The organism is Mesorhizobium sp. ISC11 (assembly GCF_037162595.1).
Classification (GTDB): domain Bacteria; phylum Pseudomonadota; class Alphaproteobacteria; order Rhizobiales; family Rhizobiaceae; genus Mesorhizobium; species Mesorhizobium ciceri.
Genome location: NZ_JAVSPW010000001.1, coordinates 5,951,686 through 5,973,869, shown reverse-complemented (window position 1 = coordinate 5,973,869; position 22,184 = coordinate 5,951,686). Strand labels below are relative to the sequence as shown.

20 protein-coding genes are annotated in these 22,184 nt (G+C 63.8%); 9 read left to right on the top strand and 11 right to left on the bottom strand.

Annotated features, from left to right (window positions below):
* Positions 1-90 precede the first annotated feature (90 nt).
* Both RPF88_RS28880 and RPF88_RS28875 read left to right on the top strand, forming a co-directional pair.
* The gene (locus tag RPF88_RS28880) at positions 91-2,382 is read left to right on the top strand and encodes a response regulator (RefSeq protein ID WP_337123618.1); all 2,292 of its coding nucleotides are present in this window, start codon (positions 91-93) and stop codon (positions 2,380-2,382) included.
* A gap of 182 nt (positions 2,383-2,564) precedes the next feature.
* Positions 2,565-3,440 (top strand): GNAT family N-acetyltransferase, encoded by an 876-nt coding sequence (locus tag RPF88_RS28875; RefSeq protein WP_023812526.1) that lies wholly within the window; start codon positions 2,565-2,567, stop codon positions 3,438-3,440.
* Positions 3,441-3,504: 64 nt separating this feature from the next.
* Here RPF88_RS28875 and RPF88_RS28870 read toward each other — a convergent pair whose 3' ends face one another.
* A complete protein-coding gene (locus RPF88_RS28870) occupies positions 3,505-4,137 on the bottom strand; it encodes a trimeric intracellular cation channel family protein (protein WP_013529571.1) in 633 nt (210 codons plus the stop codon).
* 112 nt (positions 4,138-4,249) lie between these two features.
* The gene (grpE, locus tag RPF88_RS28865) at positions 4,250-4,885 is read right to left on the bottom strand and encodes a nucleotide exchange factor GrpE (RefSeq protein WP_013529570.1); all 636 of its coding nucleotides are present in this window, start codon (positions 4,883-4,885) and stop codon (positions 4,250-4,252) included.
* 239 nt (positions 4,886-5,124) lie between these two features.
* Between grpE and RPF88_RS28860 the strand changes: the two genes are divergently transcribed.
* The 3 genes from RPF88_RS28860 to RPF88_RS28850 all read left to right on the top strand — a co-directional run bounded on the left by RPF88_RS28860 (position 5,125) and on the right by RPF88_RS28850 (position 6,978).
* Entirely contained in the window at positions 5,125-5,325 is a 201-nt protein-coding gene (locus RPF88_RS28860) for a hypothetical protein (protein WP_013529569.1), read from the top strand.
* Positions 5,326-5,401: 76 nt separating this feature from the next.
* Entirely contained in the window at positions 5,402-5,803 is a 402-nt protein-coding gene (locus tag RPF88_RS28855) for a hypothetical protein (protein ID WP_337123617.1), read from the top strand.
* A gap of 152 nt (positions 5,804-5,955) precedes the next feature.
* Positions 5,956-6,978, top strand: a complete 1,023-nt coding sequence (locus tag RPF88_RS28850; RefSeq protein ID WP_013529567.1) for a fatty acid desaturase — start codon at positions 5,956-5,958, stop codon at positions 6,976-6,978.
* A 126-nt stretch (positions 6,979-7,104) separates the two neighbouring features.
* On the opposite strand, the gene RPF88_RS28845 is transcribed toward RPF88_RS28850, so the two are convergent.
* The 6 genes from RPF88_RS28845 to cysG all read right to left on the bottom strand — a co-directional run bounded on the left by RPF88_RS28845 (position 7,105) and on the right by cysG (position 13,707).
* Entirely contained in the window at positions 7,105-8,709 is a 1,605-nt protein-coding gene (locus tag RPF88_RS28845; protein ID WP_337123616.1) for a GMC family oxidoreductase, read from the bottom strand.
* Positions 8,710-8,806: 97 nt separating this feature from the next.
* Positions 8,807-9,340 carry a DUF934 domain-containing protein gene (locus RPF88_RS28840; protein WP_224675246.1) on the bottom strand — a complete coding sequence of 178 codons (534 nt, stop codon included), beginning with the start codon at positions 9,338-9,340 and terminating at the stop codon, positions 8,807-8,809.
* Positions 9,341-9,512: 172 nt separating this feature from the next.
* The gene (locus tag RPF88_RS28835) at positions 9,513-10,277 is read right to left on the bottom strand and encodes a phosphoadenylyl-sulfate reductase (RefSeq protein ID WP_013529564.1); all 765 of its coding nucleotides are present in this window, start codon (positions 10,275-10,277) and stop codon (positions 9,513-9,515) included.
* The gene (locus RPF88_RS28830) at positions 10,252-11,922 is read right to left on the bottom strand and encodes a nitrite/sulfite reductase (protein ID WP_024502839.1); all 1,671 of its coding nucleotides are present in this window, start codon (positions 11,920-11,922) and stop codon (positions 10,252-10,254) included. The genes RPF88_RS28835 and RPF88_RS28830 overlap by 26 nt, the downstream gene beginning before the upstream one ends.
* Before the next feature lie 43 nt (positions 11,923-11,965).
* Positions 11,966-12,259, bottom strand: a complete 294-nt coding sequence (locus RPF88_RS28825) for a DUF2849 domain-containing protein (RefSeq protein WP_013529562.1) — start codon at positions 12,257-12,259, stop codon at positions 11,966-11,968.
* Positions 12,256-13,707, bottom strand: a complete 1,452-nt coding sequence (gene cysG, locus RPF88_RS28820) for a siroheme synthase CysG (protein ID WP_024502841.1) — start codon at positions 13,705-13,707, stop codon at positions 12,256-12,258. Before cysG ends, RPF88_RS28825 begins: the two co-directional genes overlap by 4 nt.
* A 421-nt stretch (positions 13,708-14,128) precedes the next feature.
* Between cysG and RPF88_RS28815 the strand changes: the two genes are divergently transcribed.
* Both RPF88_RS28815 and ybaL read left to right on the top strand, forming a co-directional pair.
* Positions 14,129-14,578, top strand: a complete 450-nt coding sequence (locus tag RPF88_RS28815) for a baeRF12 domain-containing protein (protein WP_013529560.1) — start codon at positions 14,129-14,131, stop codon at positions 14,576-14,578.
* A gap of 219 nt (positions 14,579-14,797) precedes the next feature.
* Positions 14,798-16,594: a YbaL family putative K(+) efflux transporter gene (ybaL, locus tag RPF88_RS28810; protein ID WP_337123615.1), complete on the top strand. Its 1,797-nt coding sequence runs from the start codon at positions 14,798-14,800 to the stop codon at positions 16,592-16,594.
* A gap of 70 nt (positions 16,595-16,664) precedes the next feature.
* On the opposite strand, the gene RPF88_RS28805 is transcribed toward ybaL, so the two are convergent.
* Positions 16,665-17,474 (bottom strand): AraC family transcriptional regulator, encoded by an 810-nt coding sequence (locus RPF88_RS28805; protein WP_224621316.1) that lies wholly within the window; start codon positions 17,472-17,474, stop codon positions 16,665-16,667.
* Positions 17,475-17,610: 136 nt separating this feature from the next.
* Here RPF88_RS28805 and RPF88_RS28800 point away from each other — a divergent pair, with 136 nt between their 5' ends.
* Positions 17,611-18,531 carry a zinc-binding dehydrogenase gene (locus RPF88_RS28800; protein WP_337123614.1) on the top strand — a complete coding sequence of 307 codons (921 nt, stop codon included), beginning with the start codon at positions 17,611-17,613 and terminating at the stop codon, positions 18,529-18,531.
* 13 nt (positions 18,532-18,544) lie between these two features.
* Here RPF88_RS28800 and RPF88_RS28795 read toward each other — a convergent pair whose 3' ends face one another.
* Positions 18,545-19,297 (bottom strand): SDR family NAD(P)-dependent oxidoreductase, encoded by a 753-nt coding sequence (locus tag RPF88_RS28795; RefSeq protein WP_013529556.1) that lies wholly within the window; start codon positions 19,295-19,297, stop codon positions 18,545-18,547.
* A 161-nt stretch (positions 19,298-19,458) separates the two neighbouring features.
* Here RPF88_RS28795 and RPF88_RS28790 point away from each other — a divergent pair, with 161 nt between their 5' ends.
* The gene (locus RPF88_RS28790; RefSeq protein WP_337123613.1) at positions 19,459-19,824 is read left to right on the top strand and encodes a nuclear transport factor 2 family protein; all 366 of its coding nucleotides are present in this window, start codon (positions 19,459-19,461) and stop codon (positions 19,822-19,824) included.
* A 9-nt stretch (positions 19,825-19,833) separates the two neighbouring features.
* Here RPF88_RS28790 and RPF88_RS28785 read toward each other — a convergent pair whose 3' ends face one another.
* A complete protein-coding gene (locus tag RPF88_RS28785) occupies positions 19,834-22,101 on the bottom strand; it encodes a transglycosylase domain-containing protein (protein WP_013529554.1) in 2,268 nt (755 codons plus the stop codon).
* Between the last annotated feature and the right edge of the window lie 83 nt (positions 22,102-22,184).

Here is a 22,184-nt window from a genome sequence, read left to right as displayed (position 1 = left end):
CCCGCCGCGCCTCGGCAAAAAGCGCTCATCCGCTAAAATTGGAACGATCCGCCGCAATTTTCCATAAGCTCTGTCTGGCAAGAATTTCGCATGATCGCGCAATCCGGCAGCCAACAGGCGGACACTGGCGACGATGTCGATGCGGTGCTCCCGCCGGCGTCGACGCGGCGCTTCGTCGCCGCGCCGCCGCTGGTGCCCGAGCCGGAATTCTCCAGGCGCGAAGGCCTGTCCTTTCTGACATTCGTCGCCATCGTGGTGATGGCCGGGCTGGCGCACCTGACCGGGGCACCGATGTTCATCAGCGTTGCATTGCTCGCAACCGGCCTAGCCGGCCTTGCCATGCATCTGCGCGCCAGGCGCAGCGAACATCGCACCGCCGCCCTTCTTGACGAAACCACGGCCCGCAGCCGCGCCGAGATCGAGACGCTGGCCGACCGCATGTGGGAGATGCAGGAGAGCGATGAGCGCTTTCGCGGCCTGATCGACGCGCTTGGCGATCTTGTCATCCATCGCGACCGCGACGGCTACATCGTCTATGCCAACAAGGTCTTCGCCGATCTCGTCGAGATCGACCAGCGCGATCTTGCCGGCAAGACCCTGGCGGAACTGGGCATCGAGGTCGGCATGGTTCCCGATGCCGCCTTTTCCGACCATGAGTGCCTGAGTTCCACCGATGTCTCTATCAGCACGCCGAGCGGGCAGCGCTGGTTCTCCTGGATCGAACTGTCGGTGCGCGACAAGGACAGCGGCGCGGTTTCGCACCGCGCCATCGCTCGCGACATCACCGCCCGCAAACGCGCCGAATCCTCGCTGATCACCGCACGCGAACGGGCCGAATATGCCAGCCAGGCCAAATCGCGCTTCCTCGCCACCGTCAGCCATGAAATCCGCACCCCGATGAACGGCATCATGGGCATGGCCAGGTTGCTCGCCGACACCAGCCTGTCGCCGGAGCAGCAGACCTATGTCGGCGCCGTCTCGACCTCAGCCAGCGCATTGCTTGCCCTGATCGAGGATCTTCTCGACTATTCCAAGATCGAAGCCGGGCGTTTCGACCCGGAGCCGCAGCCGATGTCGGTGCGCGAGATCGCCGACAACATCATCGAATTGCTGGCGGCGCGCGCCTTCGCCAAGGATATCGGGCTGGGTTGTCATGTCGAACCCGACGTGCCGCAATTGATCACCGCCGATCCAGGCAAGGTCAGGCAGGTGCTTCTCAACCTCATCGGCAACGCCATCAAGTTCACCGACAGCGGCGGCGTGCTGGTGAGCATTGCACGCGCACGCACCGAAACCAGCGACCGCATATGCTTTACCATCGCCGATACCGGTCCGGGCCTGCATGATGCCGACCTGGAGCGCATTTTCGAGGAGTTCGAGCAGGCCGACGGCACGTCGACACGCACACATGGCGGGGCCGGCCTCGGCCTTGCCATCTCCAGGCGCCTGGTGGCCGCCATGGGTGGCACGATCTCGGTATCCAGCCGGCTCGGCCAGGGATCCGAGTTCGTCTTCGAAGTCCCTGCGACAGCGGCCACCGAAGCGCCGCAGGGCCGCCAGAATGCTCTCTCGGGCAGACGCGTGGTGATCCTGTCGAAGAACGCCGTCGAGGCCGACGCCATCGCCCGCACCATCCGCGCCAATGGCGGCGCGGTCGACATCGCCACCACCGCCGCACAGGCCGCGCCTTTCGCCGCCGGCTGCGACGCGATCCTGGTCGATGCAGCGATGGAGGAAGGCGACGGAAGGCTGCTCAAGCGCCTGCGCCAGAGCGGTTTCTCCGACTGTGAGGCGATCACGCTGATCGCGCCGACAGATCGCGGCATGCTTGGCGAGTTCCGCGCTAGTGGCTACGCAACCTTCCTGGCCAGGCCGGTGCGCGGCGGAACACTTTTGCGTGTACTGTTGAGCAGCCATGCTCCGAGCCTCGGCCTGCCGCAGCCGGAAAAGCGCGGCGCGCCGACACTGCGCGCCGTCGGCAACCGCCAGCGCGGCCTGTCGGTGCTGATCGCCGAGGACAATGACATCAATGCCATGCTGGCCCGCGCCACGCTGCTGAAGGCCGGGCATCGCGTCAGGGTGGTCGGCAACGGCAAGGCCGCCGTCGAGGCTGTCACCGGCGCCGCGCACAAGGACCGCTTCGACGTGGTCTTGATGGATCTGCACATGCCGGTCATGGACGGGCTGGACGCGATTGCCGCCATCCGCCGCCATGAGGAAGAAAGTGCCGTGCGGCCGGTGCCGATCATGGTGCTGTCGGCCGACAGCCAGGAAAAGACCCGCCATGCGGTGTTGGCCCATGGCGCCAGCGGCTTTGTCACCAAGCCGCTCGACCCCGAGGCGCTGGTCAATGCCGTCGAGGGCCAGGTCGTCGCGGCCTGAGCTTTCCACCGCCCATTCCGCACCGGGCGATCACTTAAACGTAGCCGGTTGATCGTATTCGCCAGCCGACGAAGTATTGCCCACGACGTCGTATCACGGTACTGTCACAATCCTGTTGCACCTACACCGTATCCCCGTGCCAAGAGGGATGGCTCGAAGGAGAATCACTCGTGCATACAGTTATGCCGGAATGTGACACTCGGCCGAACGCCAGCAGCGCCTTGCTTGCCGGACGTAACGTCGATTCCGTCATAAAGGGCGCGGCACTGGGCCGTATAGGCAATCTTGAAGTGCGGCTCGCTCGCAACGAGGCCGAGATCGCGGCCGCGCAGGAAGTGCGCTACCGGGTGTTCTACGACGAACTTGGCGCCAGGAAGGACCTGTTCCAGGCCCATGACCGCCGTGACGCCGACCGGTTCGATCCACTCTGCGACCATCTGCTGGTTTTGGACACCACGCTTTCCGGTCCCGAACATCGCCGTATCGTCGGCACATATCGGCTTCTGCGGCAAGAAATCGCGGCCACGGCCGGCGGTTTCTATTCCGAAGGTGAATTCGAGCTGACCAAGCTCATTGCCCGTCACCCCGGCCAGCGTTTCCTTGAACTCGGCCGCTCCTGCGTTTTGCCGGAATACCGCTCGAAGCGCACCATCGAAGCGTTGTGGCAAGGCATCTGGGCTTACATCAATCATTATGAAATCGGTGTGATGACCGGTTGCGCTTCTTTTCACGGCACCGTGCCGGCGGCGCATGCCGAGGCGCTCACCTACCTCGCCCACCACTGCCGCACCAATTCGGCCTGGGACGTGCGCGCGGTGTCCGGGCGCTACTGCTCGATGGACCTGATGCCGATCGAGGCGGTCAATGCCAAGGCGGCGATCGCCGCGATGCCGCCTCTGGTCAAGGGCTATCTGCGTGTCGGCGCCCGCATCGGCGATGGCTGCGTCATCGATCGCGAATTCTCGACGGTCGATGTGTTCGTCGTGATGCCGGTCAAGGAGATCGGCGCACGCTACGTCAACTATTATGGCGGGGAAGCCCAGCGCTTCGCTGCGTGAGGCTAGCGAATAGAAAGTAGCGGGAGCTATCTCGTTCAACCCCTATTCGCTATTCGCTTCCTTTTCACAAAATATCTTCCGGCCGCCTGCCGGGCCGGCTCTTGTAGGACGGAAACGACCAGCCGAATTTGAGCGCGCCGCCACGCACAAGGAACGCCGCCGCAAAACCGGCAAGGTCCGAGGCGAGCGGCGGCAGTCCGGCAAGATCGCCAAGCGTGTAAAGGCCGGCACCTGCAAGGGCCGCCGTGACATAGATTTCGGGCCTGAGCAGCACCGATGGCTCGCCGGCAAGGAGATCGCGCAGAATGCCGCCGAAAGTGGCGGTGAGCACGCCGGTGATGACGGAGACGACCGGCGAACCGGTGATCGCAAGCCCCTTGGCCGCGCCCATCACCGAAAAAGCGGCGAGCCCGATGGCGTCGAGCCAGAGCAGCCATTTCCAGCGCGATTCGACACGATGCGCGCTGAAGAAGACCAGCACCGCAACCGCGGCGCAGACCAGCACATAGCCGGAGTTGGCGACCCAGAAAACCGGCAGGTTGAGGATGACGTCGCGAAGCGTGCCGCCACCTATCCCGGTGACGCTGGCCAGGAACAGGAAGCCGATAATGTCGAGCTGCTTGCGCGAAGCCGCAAGCGCTCCGGTCGCCGCGAAGACGGCGACACCGGCATAGTCGAGAAGCGCGATGGGGTTCATTGCAGGCCAGGGGAGTAAGGGAATAGGGCAGTAGGGCAGTATGTTTAGCACGAAGCCGCACGGAAGGTGCGATTGCCCTTTTCCCTACTGCCCTACTGCCCTACTCCCTTAACTATGCATCTTTCTCAGCCTGCTCGTTCACCGGCCCCGGCTCGACCGGCGCTTCAGCGGCGGCAAGCTTCGGACCGCCTTTGGCGACGCCGACCATGGCCGGGCGCAGCACGCGGTCGCCGATCGAATAGCCCGGCTGCACGACCTGGACCACGGTGTTGGCCGGAACGTCCGGATTGGGCACTTCGAACATCGCCTGGTGGAAATTGGGATCGAACTTCTCGCCTTCCGGCGCGAGCTTCTTGACCCCATGCCGTTCCAGCGCCGACAGCATGGCGCGCTCGGTGAGGTCGACGCCTTCGATCAGCGCCTTGAAGCCGGCGTCACCCGATGCCTTGGCCTCGGCGGGAATCGCATCCAGCGCGCGGCGCAGATTGTCCGACACCGAAAGCATGTCGCGGGCGAAATTCGCGACCGCGTAGGTGCGCGCATCGTGCACATCGCGCGCCGTGCGGCGACGCAGGTTTTCCATCTCGGCCGCCACGCGCAGCGCGCGGTCCTTCAGCTCTTCATTTTCCTTCAGCAGCCGGACAAGGGCTTCATAGTCGCCGTCGGTGCTGCCTTCCGTGCGCTCGGCTGCGGGCTCGGTCGCCTCGACTTCATCGGGCGCGCGTTCGTCTTTTGCCTGGTCGCTCATCGCCGTTTCCCGTCAATCTCGAATGATGTGGATTTTGTGCCCGATATCGATGTTTGGCAGCCAAAAATCAAGGGGTAAGCGATTATGGAAGCCACCGGCCAAGGCCGGACAATGACGGGCAAGACATTTCGATTTTAATTCAAATTTTACCTTAACTGCCGGCTTTGCTTGCCCCACAGGCAGGATGGGGGAACCATTCCCTTGCTGGAGGAGTTTCGAAGCCGACACAGGATTTTAAGATGATGACCCGCAACACGGGCGAAAAGGCGGAAGGGCTGGCCATCGAGGTCAGGCGCCAGTTGGGTGCCGAGGCGGTGACCCGCTTTCTACGCACCTTGCCGGCCTTCCGCACCGAGGCCGACATTCCCGACCGGCTCCGAGAACTGCTCGACCGCCTCGATGGGGCGGAGCGCGGTGACATCGGCTGGCGCCGGCGTTAACGCAACAATCGATCTTGGCAGCAAACCTCCTATCGGCAATAGCCGGGGAGAGCCGAACCATCTAAGGATAGATGTGTTGTGGTTCAAAATGGAGGACGTAGTGCGCAAGGTTTCGATCACCTCATCGCTGATGGCGCTTGTCGGCCTCGGCGCCATCACCTTGGCGGCTTTTCCGGCACAAGCAGACAATCTGCAGCTGCAATTGGGCAAACATGGCCCGCGGCTGAAGCTCATGGAAGATTGCGACCCCGCCTATGACGATTGCGAAGGCCCCCGTCGCGACGACCGGCGTGACCGCCGTCAACGAGGCTGCACGGAGGACCGGGCCCTCGACAAGGCAGACCGAATGGGCATCCGCCGCGCAAGGATAGAGTCCGTCGGCCGCCGGGAGATCACAGTCCGCGGCAGACAGGGTGGCGACCGCGTGCGCGTGACTTTTGGCACCGAGCGCGGCTGTCCCATCCTCGATCGCGAATAGCGATCGACCCCAGCGGAAAACCGACGCTCAGAATCATCAGCAGGTCGAACCGGCGGTTGGCTGGCTCGACCGCCAGGCCACGCGACAATTACGCACAGTAATTTTGCGTGATGTCGCCTTGCGGCGGCGAGGCACCCCGCCTATGCTTCCTGATGAACATGATTTCCCCTGAGACGGTCGCCAACAGCAAGCGCGCCTGGCTGAAGATTCTCGCCCGCTACAAGAAGCCTGACAGGCGGCGCAGCACCGTCGAACTCGCCATCACTCTCATTCCATTCGCCATACTCTGGGGCCTGTCCTCGGCGGCCTATGCCTATGGCCATTGGTGGGGACTGATCCTCATCCTTCCCGCGGCCGGGTTTCTGGTGCGCATCTTCATGATCCAGCACGATTGCGGCCACGGCTCCTTCTTCGCCAATCGCTACGCGGACGACTGGATCGGCCGCGCGCTCGGCATCCTGACGCTGACACCCTACGATTGCTGGCGGCGCGCCCACGCGACCCACCACGCCAGCGCCGGCAATCTTGACGAACGCGGCATGGGCGACATCCGGACGCTGACCGTTGCAGAATACCGGCAGATGTCGTGGCGAGGCCGCCTTGCCTATCGTCTTTATCGCCACCCGCTGGTGATGTTCGGGCTCGGTCCGATCTGGCTGTTCATCTTCGAGCAAAGGCTGCCCGTCGGCATGATGCGCGGCGGCCTGACCCCTTGGGTGTCGTCGATGACCACCAATCTTGGCATCGCGGTCGCAGCAGCCATCCTCATTTGGTTCGTCGGTCCCGGCGCGTTCCTGGTGGTCCACCTGCCGATCGTCATCCTCGCCGGTTCGGCCGGCATCTGGCTGTTCTATGTCCAGCACCAGTTCGAGGAAACGGAATGGGCGAAGGATGTCGACTGGGAATTCCAGCACGCTGCCTTGCACGGATCGTCCTATTACGACCTCCCGCCGGTGCTGAACTGGTTCACCGGCAACATCGGTGTCCATCACGTCCATCACCTCTCCGCCAAGGTGCCGTGCTACCGGTTGCAGGAAGTGCTGCGGGATTATCCCGAGCTGCGCGACATCGGCCGTGTCACGCTGCTGGAAAGCCTGCGCTGCGTTAAACTGGCGTTGTGGGACGAGAACCGCCGCAAGCTGGTGTCGTTCCGCGAGGCACGAGCGGCGGCTTAAGCAATTCCAGCAGAGGTGTGAACGGTTTCCAGGGAAAGCACGTAACGTTTTCCCTGAGGCAATTGCATCAAACCAAGAAAAACAAAACGACCGCCAGTCTATAGGCACCGCGGCCTGGAGCTCCTATCAGGCAGCCCTGATCATGTCGGCGGCCTTTTCGGCGATTATGATGGTTGGCGCATTGGTGTTGCCACCAATCAGTGTCGGCATCACCGAGGCGTCCACGACACGCAAGGCTTCAAGCCCGCGCACCTTGAGTTGCGGATCGACCACCGCCATCTCGTCGACGCCCATCCGACAGGAGCCGACCGGGTGATAGACCGTGTCGGCGCGGGTACGGATATGGGTCATCAGATCGGCATCGCTCGGCTCGCCGGCGATGTGCATTTCCTTGTGCCGGTAGCGCGTCAGCGCCGGTGAAGCCAGCACCTGCCGGGTGATCCTCACGCCTTTCAACAGCAGCTCCGTATCGCGCTGGTCGCCGAGAAAGCGCGGATCGATGCGCGGCGCGGCAAGTGGATCGGCGCTGGCCAGCCCAACCTCGCCACGCGAGTGCGGCCGCAATATGCAGACATGACAGGAGAAGCCGAAGCCGTAGTGCAGCGTGCGCGCATGGTTTTCGACCAGCCCGATGACGAATTGCAGCTGCAGGTCAGGGCGCTCAAGCGCCGGGTCGGATTTGACGAAAGCGCCGCTCTCGGCCGCCGGCGAGGCGATCAGCCCGGTCCCATCCCGCCGCCACTGCGCGATATGCCGTAGGAAACCCAACGCGCCGCGCGGGCTCATGCCAAGCATATCGGTGTCCTTCGATCTCCAGCCGACGATGAAATCGAGGTGGTCCTGCAGGTTCTTGCCGACGCCCGGCAATTCGTGGACGACGGGAACGCCATGCACGGCAAGTTCGGCCGCCGGGCCGATACCCGACAGCAACAGAAGCTGCGGCGAACCGAAGGCACCGCCACACAGGATCACCTCGCACGACGCCTGCGCCACTGCCTCGCCTTTGCGTGTCCGGTAGCGGATACCGGTGGCCCGCTTGCCGTCAAGGACGATGCGTGTGGCGTGCGCCCGCGTGATCACGGTCAGATTGGTCCGCTGCATCACCGGATGGAGATAGGCGGCGGCAGTCGAACAGCGCTCGCCATTACGGGCGCCACCGGCAAATTGGGTCACCTGGAAATAGCCGGCGCCCTCTTGTTCCGGTCCGTTGAAATCGTCCGAGGCGCGAATCTGGTTTTCGGCACAAGCCTCTATGAAGGCCTTGGCGATTGGCCTCGGCGAGCGCTGGTTCGACACTTTCAGCGGGCCGTCCCCGCCATGCAGGGCATCAGTGCCGCGCTCATTGCCTTCGGCGCGCCGGAAATAGGGCAGCACCTCATCCCACGACCAGCCCTCACAGCCCAGATCGGCCCATTCGTCATAGTCGCTGCGATGGCCTCTGACATAGAGCATCGCATTGATGGCGCTGGAGCCGCCCAGCGCCTTGCCGCGCGGCTGGTAGCCGTTGCGGCCGCCAAGACCTTGCTGCGGCACGGTTTCGAAGGCCCAGTTGTTGATCCTGGGCCGGCCGGAAAGCATACCGATAATGCCAGCCGGAGCGCGGATCAGCATATCCCTGCCCTCGCCGCCAGCTTCGATCAGGCAGACCGTTTTCGAGGGATCTTCCGAAAGCCGTGCGGCAAGCGCACAGCCGGCGGACCCACCGCCGGCTATGACATAGTCGTAACGCATGAAGACCCCTCCCCGATCATTCCGGATTTTCCATCCGGAAGCTCAAGAGAAGGCTTGAACAGGGGGCGTTGTAAAGACGCGCGGAATTACCGCAACGTCAGCTGCTGCGAACGCGCCGCCAGGAGTATTTCGGGCCTTTTGGTTCCGGCACGGCGGCTGGCTGGTAGTAGAGCCCCAATCCGCCGGTGCGGCCCTCCTCCAGACGCTTCAACAGCACGGGGTTCGATATCTCGAACTCGTCGAAGCCCAGGCGCAGCATATGCGGCAGTTGGTCGACCAGTACCTGGCCCGTGGCGCGAACGGCACCTTCGAAATGGTAGCGGCCGCGCAGCAGTTCTCCCTTGGAGAAGGAGCGGCCGTCGCTGAAGGCCGGAAAGGCCAGCGCCACCAGCGACAGCTGGTCGAGCAGGTCGGCAATCTTCTCGAGTGGATCACCCGGCTGCAGCAGGACGCCGAGCCGTTCCTTGGCCGAGCGGCGCACCTCCGGATCGAGATCGAGGAAGATTTGCAACGGCAGGATGAAGCGGCCGTTGCCGGACAGCGCATCGGCGCTTTCGGCATGCGTCCACTCATCCTCCTGAAAACCCGCAGGGGTCCAGAGCCGGGTTTCCGGTGTCGTCGGTCCAGTCATCAAAAAGTTCCTAAACAGTCAAACGAACCAAGGATGTGTTGAGATTCAGGTCAGGCTGCGCCGAAAATGGCGGCTTCCGAGAACCGGAGCGGAGCGTACTTGAAGTACGTGAGCACCGGAAGCGCAGGAAGCCGCCGTTTGCAGGCCAGCCTTACCTGAATATCAGCATATCCTAAAGGGATGCGTCGGTCAGCGACTTCTCCAGCCCCGACAGGTGAATGCCGCACTCGGTCTTGGCATGACCGGCCCAGCGGCCGCTGCGCGCGTCCTCGCCCGGCTGCACCGGCTGCGTGCACGGGAAGCAGCCGATCGACAGATAGCCATAAGCGACCAGCGGATTTTCGCGCAGCGCATGCGCGCGCATATAGTCGGCCTGGTCCGATGTCGTCCAATGCGCCAGCGGATTGATGCGGATGCGCGGCCCGACCGCCTCGAACACCGGCAGCGCTGCCCGCGTCTCGGCCTGAAAACGCTTGCGGCCAGTGAGCCAGGCACGAAATGGCGCGACACCGCGCGCCAGCGGCTCCACCTTGCGCACGTCGCAGCAGGCATCGGTATCGCTTTGGTGCAGATTGCCCGTCGGATCGATCCGTTCGAGTGCTGCTTCCTCGGGTTTGATCACCCTTATGTTGGTCAGCCCGAAATCGGCGGCAAGCGCATCGCGATAGCCGAGCGTCTCCTCGAAATGCTTGCCGGTGTCGAGGAAGATGACCGGCAGCGTCCGGTCGATCTTGGCGATCATGTGCAGCAGCACAGCCGAATCCGCGCCGAACGACGACACCGCCGCGATCTCGTCGAGGAACAGTTCGCGGGCCGAGCGTTCGATGATCTCGAGCGGTTTCAGATGACCATAGAGCGCATCGAGCCCTGCCGCTTTGGCGGCGATGCCGTCATCGACGTCTCCAATACGGTCAAGCGGCCTTGGCTTCGCCAGCATAGAGCGCCTCCTTGAACGGCGCGGGACCGACTCGGCGGTAGGCGTCGATGAATTTCTCTTGTGGGTCGAGCCGAAGGCCGAGATAGGTCTCGACGATCTGTTCGATGGCGTCGGTGATCTCTTCCGAAGAGAAGCCGCGGCCGATGATCTCGCCGACCGAGGTGTTCTCGTCGGCCGAGCCGCCCAGCGTCACCTGATAGAGTTCGGAGCCCTTCTTCTCGACGCCGAGGATGCCGATGTGGCCGACATGGTGATGACCGCAGGCGTTGATGCAGCCGGAGATCTTCAGCTTCAGTTCGCCGATCTCGCGCTGCCGCTCAAGCGAGGCGAAGCGGCGCGAGATTTCCTGCGCGATTGGGATCGAGCGCGCCGTGGCCAGCGCGCAGTAGTCGAGGCCCGGGCAAGCGATGATGTCCGATATCAGGTTGGAATTGGCCGTGGCCAGGCCGATGCCGACCAGCGCATCATAGACCGCCTTGAGGTCGGCGCGGGCCACATGCGGCAGGATCAGGTTCTGCTCATGGCTGACACGCAGCTCGTCAAAGCCATATGTCTCGGCGATGTCGGCAATTGCGTCCATCTGGCTGTCTGAGGCGTCGCCGGGCACCTCGCCGATGCCCTTCAGCGAGATCGTCACCGCCGCATAATCGGGATGGCGGTGCGTCACGACATTCTGGTCGAGCCACTCCGAGAACCCCTTGGAATCGAGCCGCGCCAGCTTGACCGCCTGGTCGCCTTCCAGCCGCTCAGCGAGTGCCGGTGGCGCGAAATAGGCCTCGATGGCGCGGATATCGGCTTCCGGCAGCTTCAGCTGGGCGTCTTTCAACTCTTGCCACTCGGCCTCGATTTGGCGGGTGATCTCCTCGACGCCGGTCTCATGGACGAGGATCTTGATGCGCGCCTTGTACTTGTTGTCGCGGCGGCCATAGAGGTTGTAAACGCGCAGGATCGCCGTGCAGTAGGACAAAAGGTCGGCTTCCGGCAGGAAGTCGCGAATCTTGCGGGCAACCATTGGCGTGCGGCCCTGGCCGCCGCCGATATAGACGGCGAAACCGAGTTCGCCGGCGGCGTTCTTCCTCAGGTGCAGGCCGATGTCGTGGGTCTGGATGGCGGCGCGGTCGCGCTCGGCCCCCGTCACCGCGATCTTGAACTTGCGCGGCAGGAACGAGAATTCCGGATGCACCGACGACCACTGGCGCAGGATTTCCGCGTAGGGACGCGGATCGGCGACCTCGTCGGCGGCAGCGCCGGCGAAGTGGTCGGCGGTGACGTTGCGAATGCAATTGCCGCTGGTCTGGATGGCGTGCATCTCGACGCTTGCGAGATCGGCCAGGATCGCCGGAATGTCCGACAGCGCCGGCCAGTTGAACTGGATGTTCTGGCGCGTGGTGAAATGGCCGTAGCCCTTGTCGTATTTGCGGGCGATGTGGCCGAGCATGCGCAGCTGCTTGCCGTTCAGCGTGCCATAGGGCACCGCGATGCGCAGCATGTAGGCATGCAGCTGCAGATAGACGCCGTTCATCAGCCTCAATGGCCGGAACTGGTCCTCGGTGATCTCGCCGGCAAGACGGCGCTGCACCTGGTCGCTGAACTCGGCGACGCGGGCCTGGACAAAATCGTGGTCGAACTCATCGTAACGGTACATGCTTGGTCTTTCAGGGCGCGTCCGCCCATGCCTGGTGTCTTGGTTATGCTGCCCGCGCAGCCTGCTTGCCGAGATCGTTGCGGATGGTCGGGCCGGCGGCGCGGATCTTCTCGCGCAGCCGCACCGGTTGGACGACGCCGTTGACGACTTCAGCGTCGATCAAATTGACGTCGACCACTTCGTTGGCGGCATAGGCCTTGGCGCCGATCGCCTCGAGCCTGTCATCGGCTGCCTTGTCATGGGCGAGGTCGGCATGATCCACCGTCTCGGCCCAGCCGCCATCGGCGTACCAGACGGCGATGCCGTCGGTGAGGCGGTTGGCGGTCAGTATCTTCATTGCTGAACTCCTTCGGCGACCGAACTGGACGCGCCTTCATGCCTGTGTGCCGCCAGCGGCTCGGACCGTTCAAAGTTGGCGCCGGCGACCGCATCGCCGATGATGGTCATGACCGGGCCGGAAAGATCGGCGCGCGCTTCCAGCGACGGCAGGTCGGCAAGCGTGCCGTGGAAGCGCCGCCGGTTGGCGAGGCTGGCATTCTCGACCACGGCCACCGCAGTGTCCGGCGACAGGCCGGCCTCGATCAGCCGCCCGGCAACCTCGGCCGCCACCGAGCGGCCCATATAGACGGCGACGGTAGCGCCGGAAATCGCGAGCTTGGCCCAGTCGGGCAGCGAATTGCCCTTGAGGTCGTGGCCGGTGGTGAACACCATCGACGAGGAGACACCGCGCAAGGTCAGCGGCAGTTCGAAATCGGCGGCGGCGGCAAAGGCCGCGGTGACGCCCGGGACCACCTCATAGGCGATGCCGGCGTCGCGAAGTGCCGCCATCTCTTCGCCGGCCCGGCCGAACACCAGCGGATCGCCCGACTTCAGCCGCACGACACGCTTGCCTTCACGGCCAAGCTCGACCAGCAGCGCATTGATCTCAGCCTGGCTCTTGGTGTGGCAGCCCTTGCGCTTTCCGACCGGCAGGCGCTCGGCATCGCGGCGACCCATGGCAACGACCGCCTCGGGCACAAGGGCGTCATGGACGATGACATCGGCTTCCATCAGCAGACGATGGGCTCGCAAGGTCAATAGATCCTCGGCGCCCGGACCGGCGCCAACCAGCGCGATGTGACCGCAAGCGGGCGTGTTCGACAGCAGAAGATCGACGGCGGCGTCATGCGCCTGCGAAAGCTGGCCGGCTTCAGCCGCGCGCGCAGGAGCGCCAGCGAAGAAATCATTCCAGAAGCGGCGGCGGGCATTGCCTCTCGGCAGCAGCTTCTCGGCAGCCCCGCGAAACGAAGCCGCAAGAATTGCCAGCGGCCCGAGCGACGGCGACAGCATGCGGTCGATGCGGCCGCGCAACATCTGGGCAAGCACCGGGCCTGCACCCTCGGTGCCGATGGCGATGGCCACCGGCGCGCGGTTGACCAGCGCCGGGGTGAAGAAATCGCAAAGCTCAGGCCGATCGACGGCATTGACCGGAATGCCTAGGCGGCGCGCATCCGCGGCCACCCGGCGGTCGAGTTCCTCGTCGCCGCTGGCGGCAAACACCATGACCGCGCCTTCGAGCTGCGACGCCTCGTAAGCCGCGGCAAAATGAGTCGCGCCGGCCTGGGCGACGAAGGCGAGCAGGTCGGGCTCGGCGTGTTCCGCGACGATCCGCAGGAGCGCGCTCGACTGTCCGATCAGCCGCGCCTTGGCCAGCGCCTCTTCGCCGCCCCCGACGATGGCCACAGCTTCGCCCTCAACCCGCATGAACACGGGGAAGGCGTTGAGCTTGGGAGCAGTGTGCGACATGGACGCGAGCGGAATCCTCAATGAGCTTGCAGTTCTACGCGCGAGCGCGAGAAACCAGAAGGAACGCACTCGCGCATCCCTTGTGGGGATGCAATTGCTTTTCTGAAAGCATCCCGGCCAAGAGAAAAATATTTCTCATTTACAGATAGAGCGGATTCAAGCTGCTGTCGCAGGCCTTGATTTGTGGCTCTTTTAGCGCCCGGCGAGAAAAGCCGCAAAACTGTTTTTTCCAAATTCTACCAAGTTAGTAGATTAAAGTCGCGACCTCGGGATAGCCAGAATGTCCAACGCCGACTTGGCTGCCGACTGGAACATTACCGGCTCGAGGTGCGTTCTCAAAAGGCCCGTCATGTCGGATCGAAATCCGGCTGCGGAATGCCAACTAAAGGTCGCCACGCGGCTAAAAAGGAGCCCTGTCATCATGAACACAATCATACTCAAGCACGGTATCTGGGTGATCGTGGCCGATGGCGAGAAGGCGCTTTTCCTCAGGAACGCCGGTGACAACAAATATCCGAATCTCGAGGTGGTGCAGGAAATGCAGCAGGACAACCCGCCCACCCGCGAGCAAGGCAGTGACAGCCCCGGCCGATACAGTGATGGTCCCTCCGTACACCGCAGCGCAGTCGAGGATACGGACTGGCACCGCATCGGCAAGGAGCGTTTTGCCGATGAAATCGCCGCCCGGCTCTACAAGCTCGCGCATGACGGCGAGTTCAGCGAGATCGTGCTCGTCGCGCCGCCGGTGGTGCTTGGGACAATGCGCAAAAAGCTGCACAAGGAGGTCGGGGACAAGGTGACCGCCGAAATTCCCAAGACATTGACCAACCATGCCATACCGGAAATCGAGGCCTTGCTGCGGGCAGCCTGATCATCGATCGGCCCTGACGAATCGAGACGAATAGCTCCGCACAAATTCCGATCCGGCCGGCAGCTTTCTCAGCTGCCGGTCAAATTTTCGCGGCAGCGCCGTCGATTTCACGGCTTTGCGGGTTGCATCGCCGACATACCATCCACCATATTGCAAACAGGCGGCGGCCTTGGGCGGCGCTCATCCAACATCGCTGACTTGAAAGGCGCTCCATAGACAATGCCGCATGACACGCCCCTTATCGCCACCATCGTCGCCGGTCTGGGGCTGGCTTTCGTCTTCGGGGCTCTCGCCAACCGCTTCCGCATTCCGCCCCTGGTCGGTTATCTCATAGCCGGCGTGCTGGTCGGGCCGAACACGCCCGGCTTCGTCGCCGATGCCGGGCTTGCCAACGAACTGGCCGAAATCGGCGTCATCTTGCTGATGTTCGGCGTCGGGCTGCACTTCTCGCTCAAGGATCTGCTGTCGGTGCGTGCCATCGCCGTGCCGGGCGCCATCGTCCAGATCGGCTTTGCCACCGCGCTTGGCGCTGGTCTTGCCTGGATGCTCGGCTGGTCGATGGGCGCGGGGCTGGTGTTCGGCCTGGCGTTGTCGGTCGCCTCGACCGTGGTGCTGCTGCGTGCCCTGCAGGAACGGCGGATGATCGAGACCGAGCGCGGCCGCATCGCCGTCGGCTGGCTGATCGTCGAGGATCTGGCCATGGTGCTGGCGCTGGTGCTGCTGCCGGCGCTCGCTGGCGTGCTCGGCGGCCAGGAGCAGGCCGACGCCCATGCCAGCGGCCTGCTGTCGCTGCCGGCCAGCTACGGCATCTGGGGCGTCGTCGGCATCACACTGGCCAAGGTCGCCGCTTTCGTCATCGTCATGCTGGTGGTCGGCCGCCGGGTCATTCCCTGGATCCTGCACTATGTCGCCCATACCGGCTCGCGCGAACTGTTCCGGCTGGCGGTTCTGGCCATCGCGCTCGGCGTCGCCTTCGGTGCGGCCAAACTGTTCGGTGTCTCGCTGGCGCTGGGCGCCTTCTTCGCCGGCATGATCATGAGCGAATCCGAACTCAGCCACCGCGCGGCGGAAGAATCGCTGCCGCTGCGCGATGCCTTCTCCGTGCTGTTCTTCGTCTCGGTCGGCATGCTGTTCGACCCGTTCAGCCTGATCAGCAATGGTTGGCCGATCCTGGCGACGCTCGCCATCATCGTCATCGGCAAATCACTGGCCGCGTTCGCCATCGTTGTTGCCTTCGGCTATCCCATCGCCACGGCGCTGATAATCTCGGCAAGCCTCGCCCAGATCGGCGAGTTCTCCTTCATCCTGGCTGAACTCGGCGTCGGGCTGAAGCTGCTGCCGGAACAGGGCCGCGACCTCATTCTGGCCGGTGCGATCCTGTCGATCGTCCTCAACCCGCTGATGTTCGTGGCCATCGACTGGATGAAGCCATGGCTGGAACGGCGCGCCGCCAGGACGGCACCACCGGTCGAGGCAAAACCGGTTGGTCCGGCGACGGAGCCGGGCCAGGTGGCCTCTGTCGCGGCAGCGGCGAAAAAGGAGGACGGGCCGCCGCCAAAGACGGCACTCACCGGCCATGCCATCCTGATCGGCTACGGCCGTGTCGGTGGCCTGGTCGGCTCGGCGCTGAAAGGCGCGGCAATGCCCTTCCTGGTCATCGAGGACGCCGACAAGACGCTGGCGAAGCTGAAAGCGGACAGCGTCGAGACCGTCGCCGGCAATGCGGCCAATGCCGAAGTGTTCGCCGCCGCCAATCCCGAGGGCGCCAGCCGGCTGATCCTTGCGATCCCCAATGCCTTCGAAGCCGGCCAGATCGTGCTCCGCGCGCGCGCCGCCAATCCCGCTATCAACGTCATCGCCCGTGCCCATTCCGATGCCGAGGTCGAACATCTCAAGGGTTTGGGCGCCGATACGGTGATCATGGGCGAGCGCGAGATTGCGCGCGGGATTGTGGAAGAAGTTCTCGGTTCCAAACCGGAGTTGAGGCGCGAAACCGCCGAGCCGTCGGTGGCCTGAGTCCCAAAGCCCAAGCTGCACTCTCGCACGCTGGCAACGTGATCGGCTCGACCACCCTTTCAAGCGAGCATCACGCCACGAATGCAGAGCCGCCATTTTGCGCGATACCGCTGAGGTATTTGGCCGGCGGCTTCCCAAGCGCCTTCTTGAACATGGTGATGAAGGCCGTAACGGAACCATAGCCGAGATCGCCCGAGACCTGCTGGACACTCTTGCCGGAAGCCAGTTCCCGAATTGCAACGATCAAGTGCAATTGCTGGCGCCAGCGCCCGAAACTCAGCCCCGTCTCCTTTGCCACAAGGCGGGCGAGGCTGCTCTCGCTGAGCGCGATGCGGTTGGCCCATTCCGCCAGTGTGCTGCGGTCGGCAGGGTCTTGCGCCAACGCTTCGGCGATCCTGTTCAAGCGTGGCTCGGACGAGATCGGCAGGTGCAATTGCTGGACAGGCATGCGTGGCAATTCGGTGAGCAGCATCTTGGTCAAGAGTTCGCCCCTCGCCCCGTCACCCTCCACCCGATCGGAAAGCTCGATGATCAATTCGCGCAGCAGGGGCGAGATTGAAAACGTGCAGCACCGCTCCGGCAGATCGGCGGCTCCCGGCTCTATGTAGACGAAAAAAATCCGGGCGTTGGCGGTTGCGACATTGCTGTGCTCCATGCCGCCGGGGATCCACACCCCGCAATGCGGCGGCACCATCCATAGACCGCTTGGAACGCGGCATGTGACGCCACCGCCGAGTGCGAAGACGAGTTGGCCTTTGCGGTGCCGATGGGCGGGGACTTCCGCTCTGGTCTCGGGGATGTCGACGCGCACGACAATCGCCGGCGCGGCAGGGTCATCCACATCGAGATCGAGCCAGGGGTAGCTGAGGGGTTGTCTCATGGTTGACTGTTATTAGCGATTAAACGCCACGATAGCTAAATTCTTTAACAGCGAAAGTCGATAAGCTCCGGCTCGTACTCAGCTTGCCGTGCTTTCCACAGCAAGCTGGCACCGACAAGCCAGCACAAGGTACGCCATGCTCGCCCTGGTCATCTCTCCCGAAAGCGCGACCGGGTTGAGGCTCGCCGACATCGCCGAGCCTCAACCGGCTTCGAACGAAGCGCTTGTCTCTGTCCACGCAACTTCGTTGAACCGGGGCGAACTGCGCCTGCTTGCCATACGCCCCGAGGGCTGGATACCCGGCCAGGACATCGCGGGGATTGTCGAACGAAGAGCAGCCGATGGTTCCGGGCCAGCCGTCGGCGCCCGGGTTGTTGCTTTGGTCGACGAGGCCGGTTGGGCCGAACGCATCGCAGTCCCAATCGACCGTCTCGCCGTCCTGCCGGATGACGTCAGTTTCGTTTCCGCAGCCACGCTTCCTGTCGCCGGTACGACGGCACTAAGGACTCTACGCCATGGCGGCGACCTCGCCGGCCAGCAGGTCTTGATCACCGGTGCAAGCGGAGCGGTCGGCCGTTTTCAGATCCAGATCGCCCGCGAGCAAGGCGCCTCGGTGACGGCAATCGCCGCGGCCCGGCACGCCGACGATCTCCGCGGTCTGGGAGCCGAGCAGGTTGTCGAAGCGATCGATCTGGCCGAGGGGCCGTTCTCGCTGGTCACCGAGTCGGTCGGCGGCCAAAGCCTCGCACGCGCGATCGAACGTATCGCACCTGGCGGGACCATCGTCATGTTCGGTTCGAGCAGCGGCGAGCTGACGCCCGTCGGATTCCGCCAGTTCGTTCCGGATCATGAAGGGGCAAGGCTTCAGACTTTTGCGTACTACACGTCTGGTCCAGGCATCGGCGAGGACATCGCCTCACTGCTCGCTCTGGTCGCAGCCGGCCGGCTCGAAACGCGCGTGGCCTTGACGGCGCCGTGGACAGACGTCGCTCAAGCGCTGGACGCACTGCGACAGCGCAGCTTCAGCGGCAAGGCTGTTCTCACCATAACAGGATGAGCATCCTGTTTTGTCACACGTGCTGGCCGCCATTGATGTGGATTTCCGAGCCAGTCACATACGACGCCTGCTGCGAGCATAGGAAAAAGATGATGTCGGCGACTTCGGCCGTGGTGCCAAGGCGCCTGAGAGGAATGGTCTCGACGATCTTGTCCGTGCCCGGCGACAGGATCGCGGTATCGATTTCGCCCGGCGCAATCGCGTTGACGCGGATGCCGTGCGGACCGAAATCATGCGCCATCTCGCGCGTCAGCGAGCCGAGTGCCGCCTTCGATGTCGCGTAGGCCGTGCCGGCGAAAGGATGCACGCGGGTTCCGGCGATCGAGGTTACGTTGACGATCGAGCCCTTGGCCGCCGCCAGTTCCTTGAACAGCCCGCGCGCCAGCATGATCGGCGCGAAGAAATTGACCTGGAACACGTCGCGCCAGACATGCATCGGCGTGTCGATCGAATTCATGCGGCTGTTGCCGTCCTTGAGCTTCGGCGAAATGCCGGCATTGTTGACCAGCGCATGCAACTGGCCGCCATGCGCTTCCAGCCGGTGGCGAATTTCGGAGACGGCGATGCCGACATCCTCCTGATCGGCGAGATCGACCTTGATGTGGTCTTCCGGCCCGGCCGGCCACGGGCAGTCCTCGGCGAAAGCCTGCCTGGAGCAGGTGATGACGCGCCAGCCCTCGCGCGAAAAACGCTTGACGGTGGCGTGGCCGATGCCGCGGCTGGCGCCGGTCAGCACGATGGTCTTTCGGGTGTCGAGCTCAGTCATTTCAGGTCTCCAGCCGGCAGATGTAGCCGAACGCCGCCGAGGTGGCGAGAGGCCGAAATGTCACCATTCACCTCAAAGGAGGAACCGGGAAGCCGGCTCGCCGTTGGTCCTTGAATGCGGAAAGGGTGCGGGGTTCTGAATCAATCTATCAGGACAAAGTCATGACACAGACAGCACCCCTCGACATCGCCACCGCCTTCACCAGGGCGTGGACAGGACACGACCTCGAAAAGGCAGCATCCTATGTCGCCGACGACGTCGTTTTTGATGGGCCGATGCAACAGTCGACTGGCAAGGCCCCCTACCTCGAGGGCCTGACCAAACTTTCACAGGATGTGACCGGTGTGCGCATGATCGCGGCCTTCGGAGACGATCACCAGGCGCTGCTTATGTATGACTTGATGACAAAGTCGTCCGGCGCGCTTTCCTGCGCCAAGCACCTCACCATCAGCGACGGCAAGATTCACAGCGACAAACTGACCTTTGACAGCAAGAAGCTGGGCAGCGCCAAACCAAAGGCGAATTAGCGGGTCTACTCAGCCGCCAAGGAGGTCGAGGATCGAGGTCTGCCGCTTCTTGCGCGGGCCGCCGACGTCGCCTGGCGGCACCGGGTGCTTGATCGACGCGGTGGCGCCGTCATCCCCCGGCATGGAAAGGCCATCGGCATCGACGGTTTGGGCGGGACGAGCCGCGCGGACCGGCGCTGGCGCTTGGGCAACCGGCGCTGTTGGCCGCGCCGGTGCCTGCTGACCGACCGACGTGGACGGAACCGGCGCCGTGTTGTTCGCCGAGGGTATCTCGTCGGGGACGATTGTGTCGGCCGGCGTCGATTTCCAGGTGCCGGGCAGCGGCCGCACCGGCACACCCTCGTGGGCCGCAACCATGAACTCGTGCCAGGCCTGCGCCGGCAGTGCACCGCCGGTGACCTTCTTCATCGGGCTGCCATCATCATTGCCGAACCACACACCGGTGGTGAGGTTGGCGGTGTAGCCGACGAACCAGGCGTCGCGCGAATTCTGACTGGTGCCGGTCTTGCCGGCCGATGGCCAGGCGAAAGCCGCTTTCCGGGCAGTGCCGATCTCAACCGTGCCCGTCATCATCGAGTTCATCATGCCGACGATCTCAGGCTTGACGACGCGCGGCGCGCTGCCGCCGCCGCTGTCGTAAAGCACTTTGCCCTCGGTGGTCGTCACGCGCCGGATGAAATGGATGTCGGGCTTGTAGCCGCCATTGGCAAAGGGGACATAGGCCGATGTCAACTCCAGCGGCGTCACTTCCGAAGTGCCGAGCGCGATCGAGGTGTTGGCTGTCAGGTCGGACTGGATGCCCATGCGATGCGCCGCCTCGACAACCGCGTTCGGCCCGACCTCCATGGTCAGCTGCGCTGCCACCGAATTCAAAGACTTGGCCAGCGCGGTGGCCAGCGTCACCTTGCCGAAATACTTGCCGCCGTAATTGTCGGGCGTCCAGTTGCCGATCTTGATCGGCGCATCGTTGCGGATGCTGTCGGGCGTGCGGCCGGCTTCAAGAGCGGCCATATAGACGAACGGCTTGAATGCCGAGCCCGGCTGGCGACGTGCCTCCGAAGCACGGTCGAACTGGCTGGTCGAATAGTCGTAGCCGCCGACCATGGCGCGCACCGCACCGGAATCGTCGATCGACACCAGGGCGCCCTGGCTGACGTTGAGTTTCTTGCCGCTGTCGTCGATCAGCCTGCGGATCGATTGCTCGGCGAGCTTCTGCAGGTTCAGGTCGACGGTGCTGTCGATGACGATATCGCCGCGTACGTCGCCGATTAGGTCGGGCAGTTCCTCCATGATGGTATCGGCGACGTAATTCTCCGAGCCGGTCCAATAGGAAGGCGCACGCGTTGCCGGCGCGCTCATCGCCGAGGTCAGTTCCTTGGCGCTGATCTTGCCCTCGTCGCGCATGGCGGCAAGCACCAGCTGCGAGCGTTCCTCGGCGGCCTTCGGATCGCGTGCCGGGGACAGCCGCGACGGCGCCTTCAGCAGGCCGGCAAGCAATGCGGCTTCCGACAGGGTGACGTCGCGCGCGCTCTTGCCGAAATAGCGGCGCGAGGCGGCTTCGACGCCATAGGCGCCAGAGCCGAAATAGACCCGGTTCAGGTACATTTCGAGGATCTGGTCCTTGGTGTGCTTGTGCTCCAGCCATAGCGCCAGCAGCACTTCCTGCACCTTGCGCTCCAGCGTGCGGTCGGGTGTCAGGAACAGGTTCTTGGCCAATTGCTGGGTCAACGTCGAGCCACCCTGCGAGAAATGCCCGCCAAGCACATTGGTGACCATCGCGCGGGAAAGCCCGATCGGGTCGATGCCGAAATGCGAGTAGAAGCGCCGATCTTCGATGGCGATGACGGCTTCCGGGATATAGGGCGACATTTCGTGCAGGCCGACCGCCTCGCCGCCGCTCATGCCGCGATTGGCGAGCAATTGGCCATCTGCCGAGACGATCTTGATGTTGGGGGCGCGGTCGGGAATCGACCAGGTCGTCGCCGCCGGCATCTTGGCACCGTAGTAGATGACGATGCCGGCCACGGCGATGCCGCCCCAGATGGCGAGCACGAAGCACCAGTAGAACAGCCGGCCGAGCACGCCGAACAGGCCGCGCCGGCTTCTGCCGCGCTTGACCCGCGACGATTTCCCTTTGGCCGGCTTGCGTTTTGCGGAGGCTTTGCGATTGCTCGGCACGACGCGATCCTCCTCGTTCACCGAAAGACCCGCCGAGGACCGCGCCTGCGGCGGCCCCTCGAAACTGGGTTCGATGCGACTGTCTCTGCGGTTCGCCATGCGCTGTGCTTGATGTCCCCGATGCCTATGGCGTTCGGGTTGAAGAGTAGATGCGGCGATTTAAGGGCGGGTTAAGTCGTGTT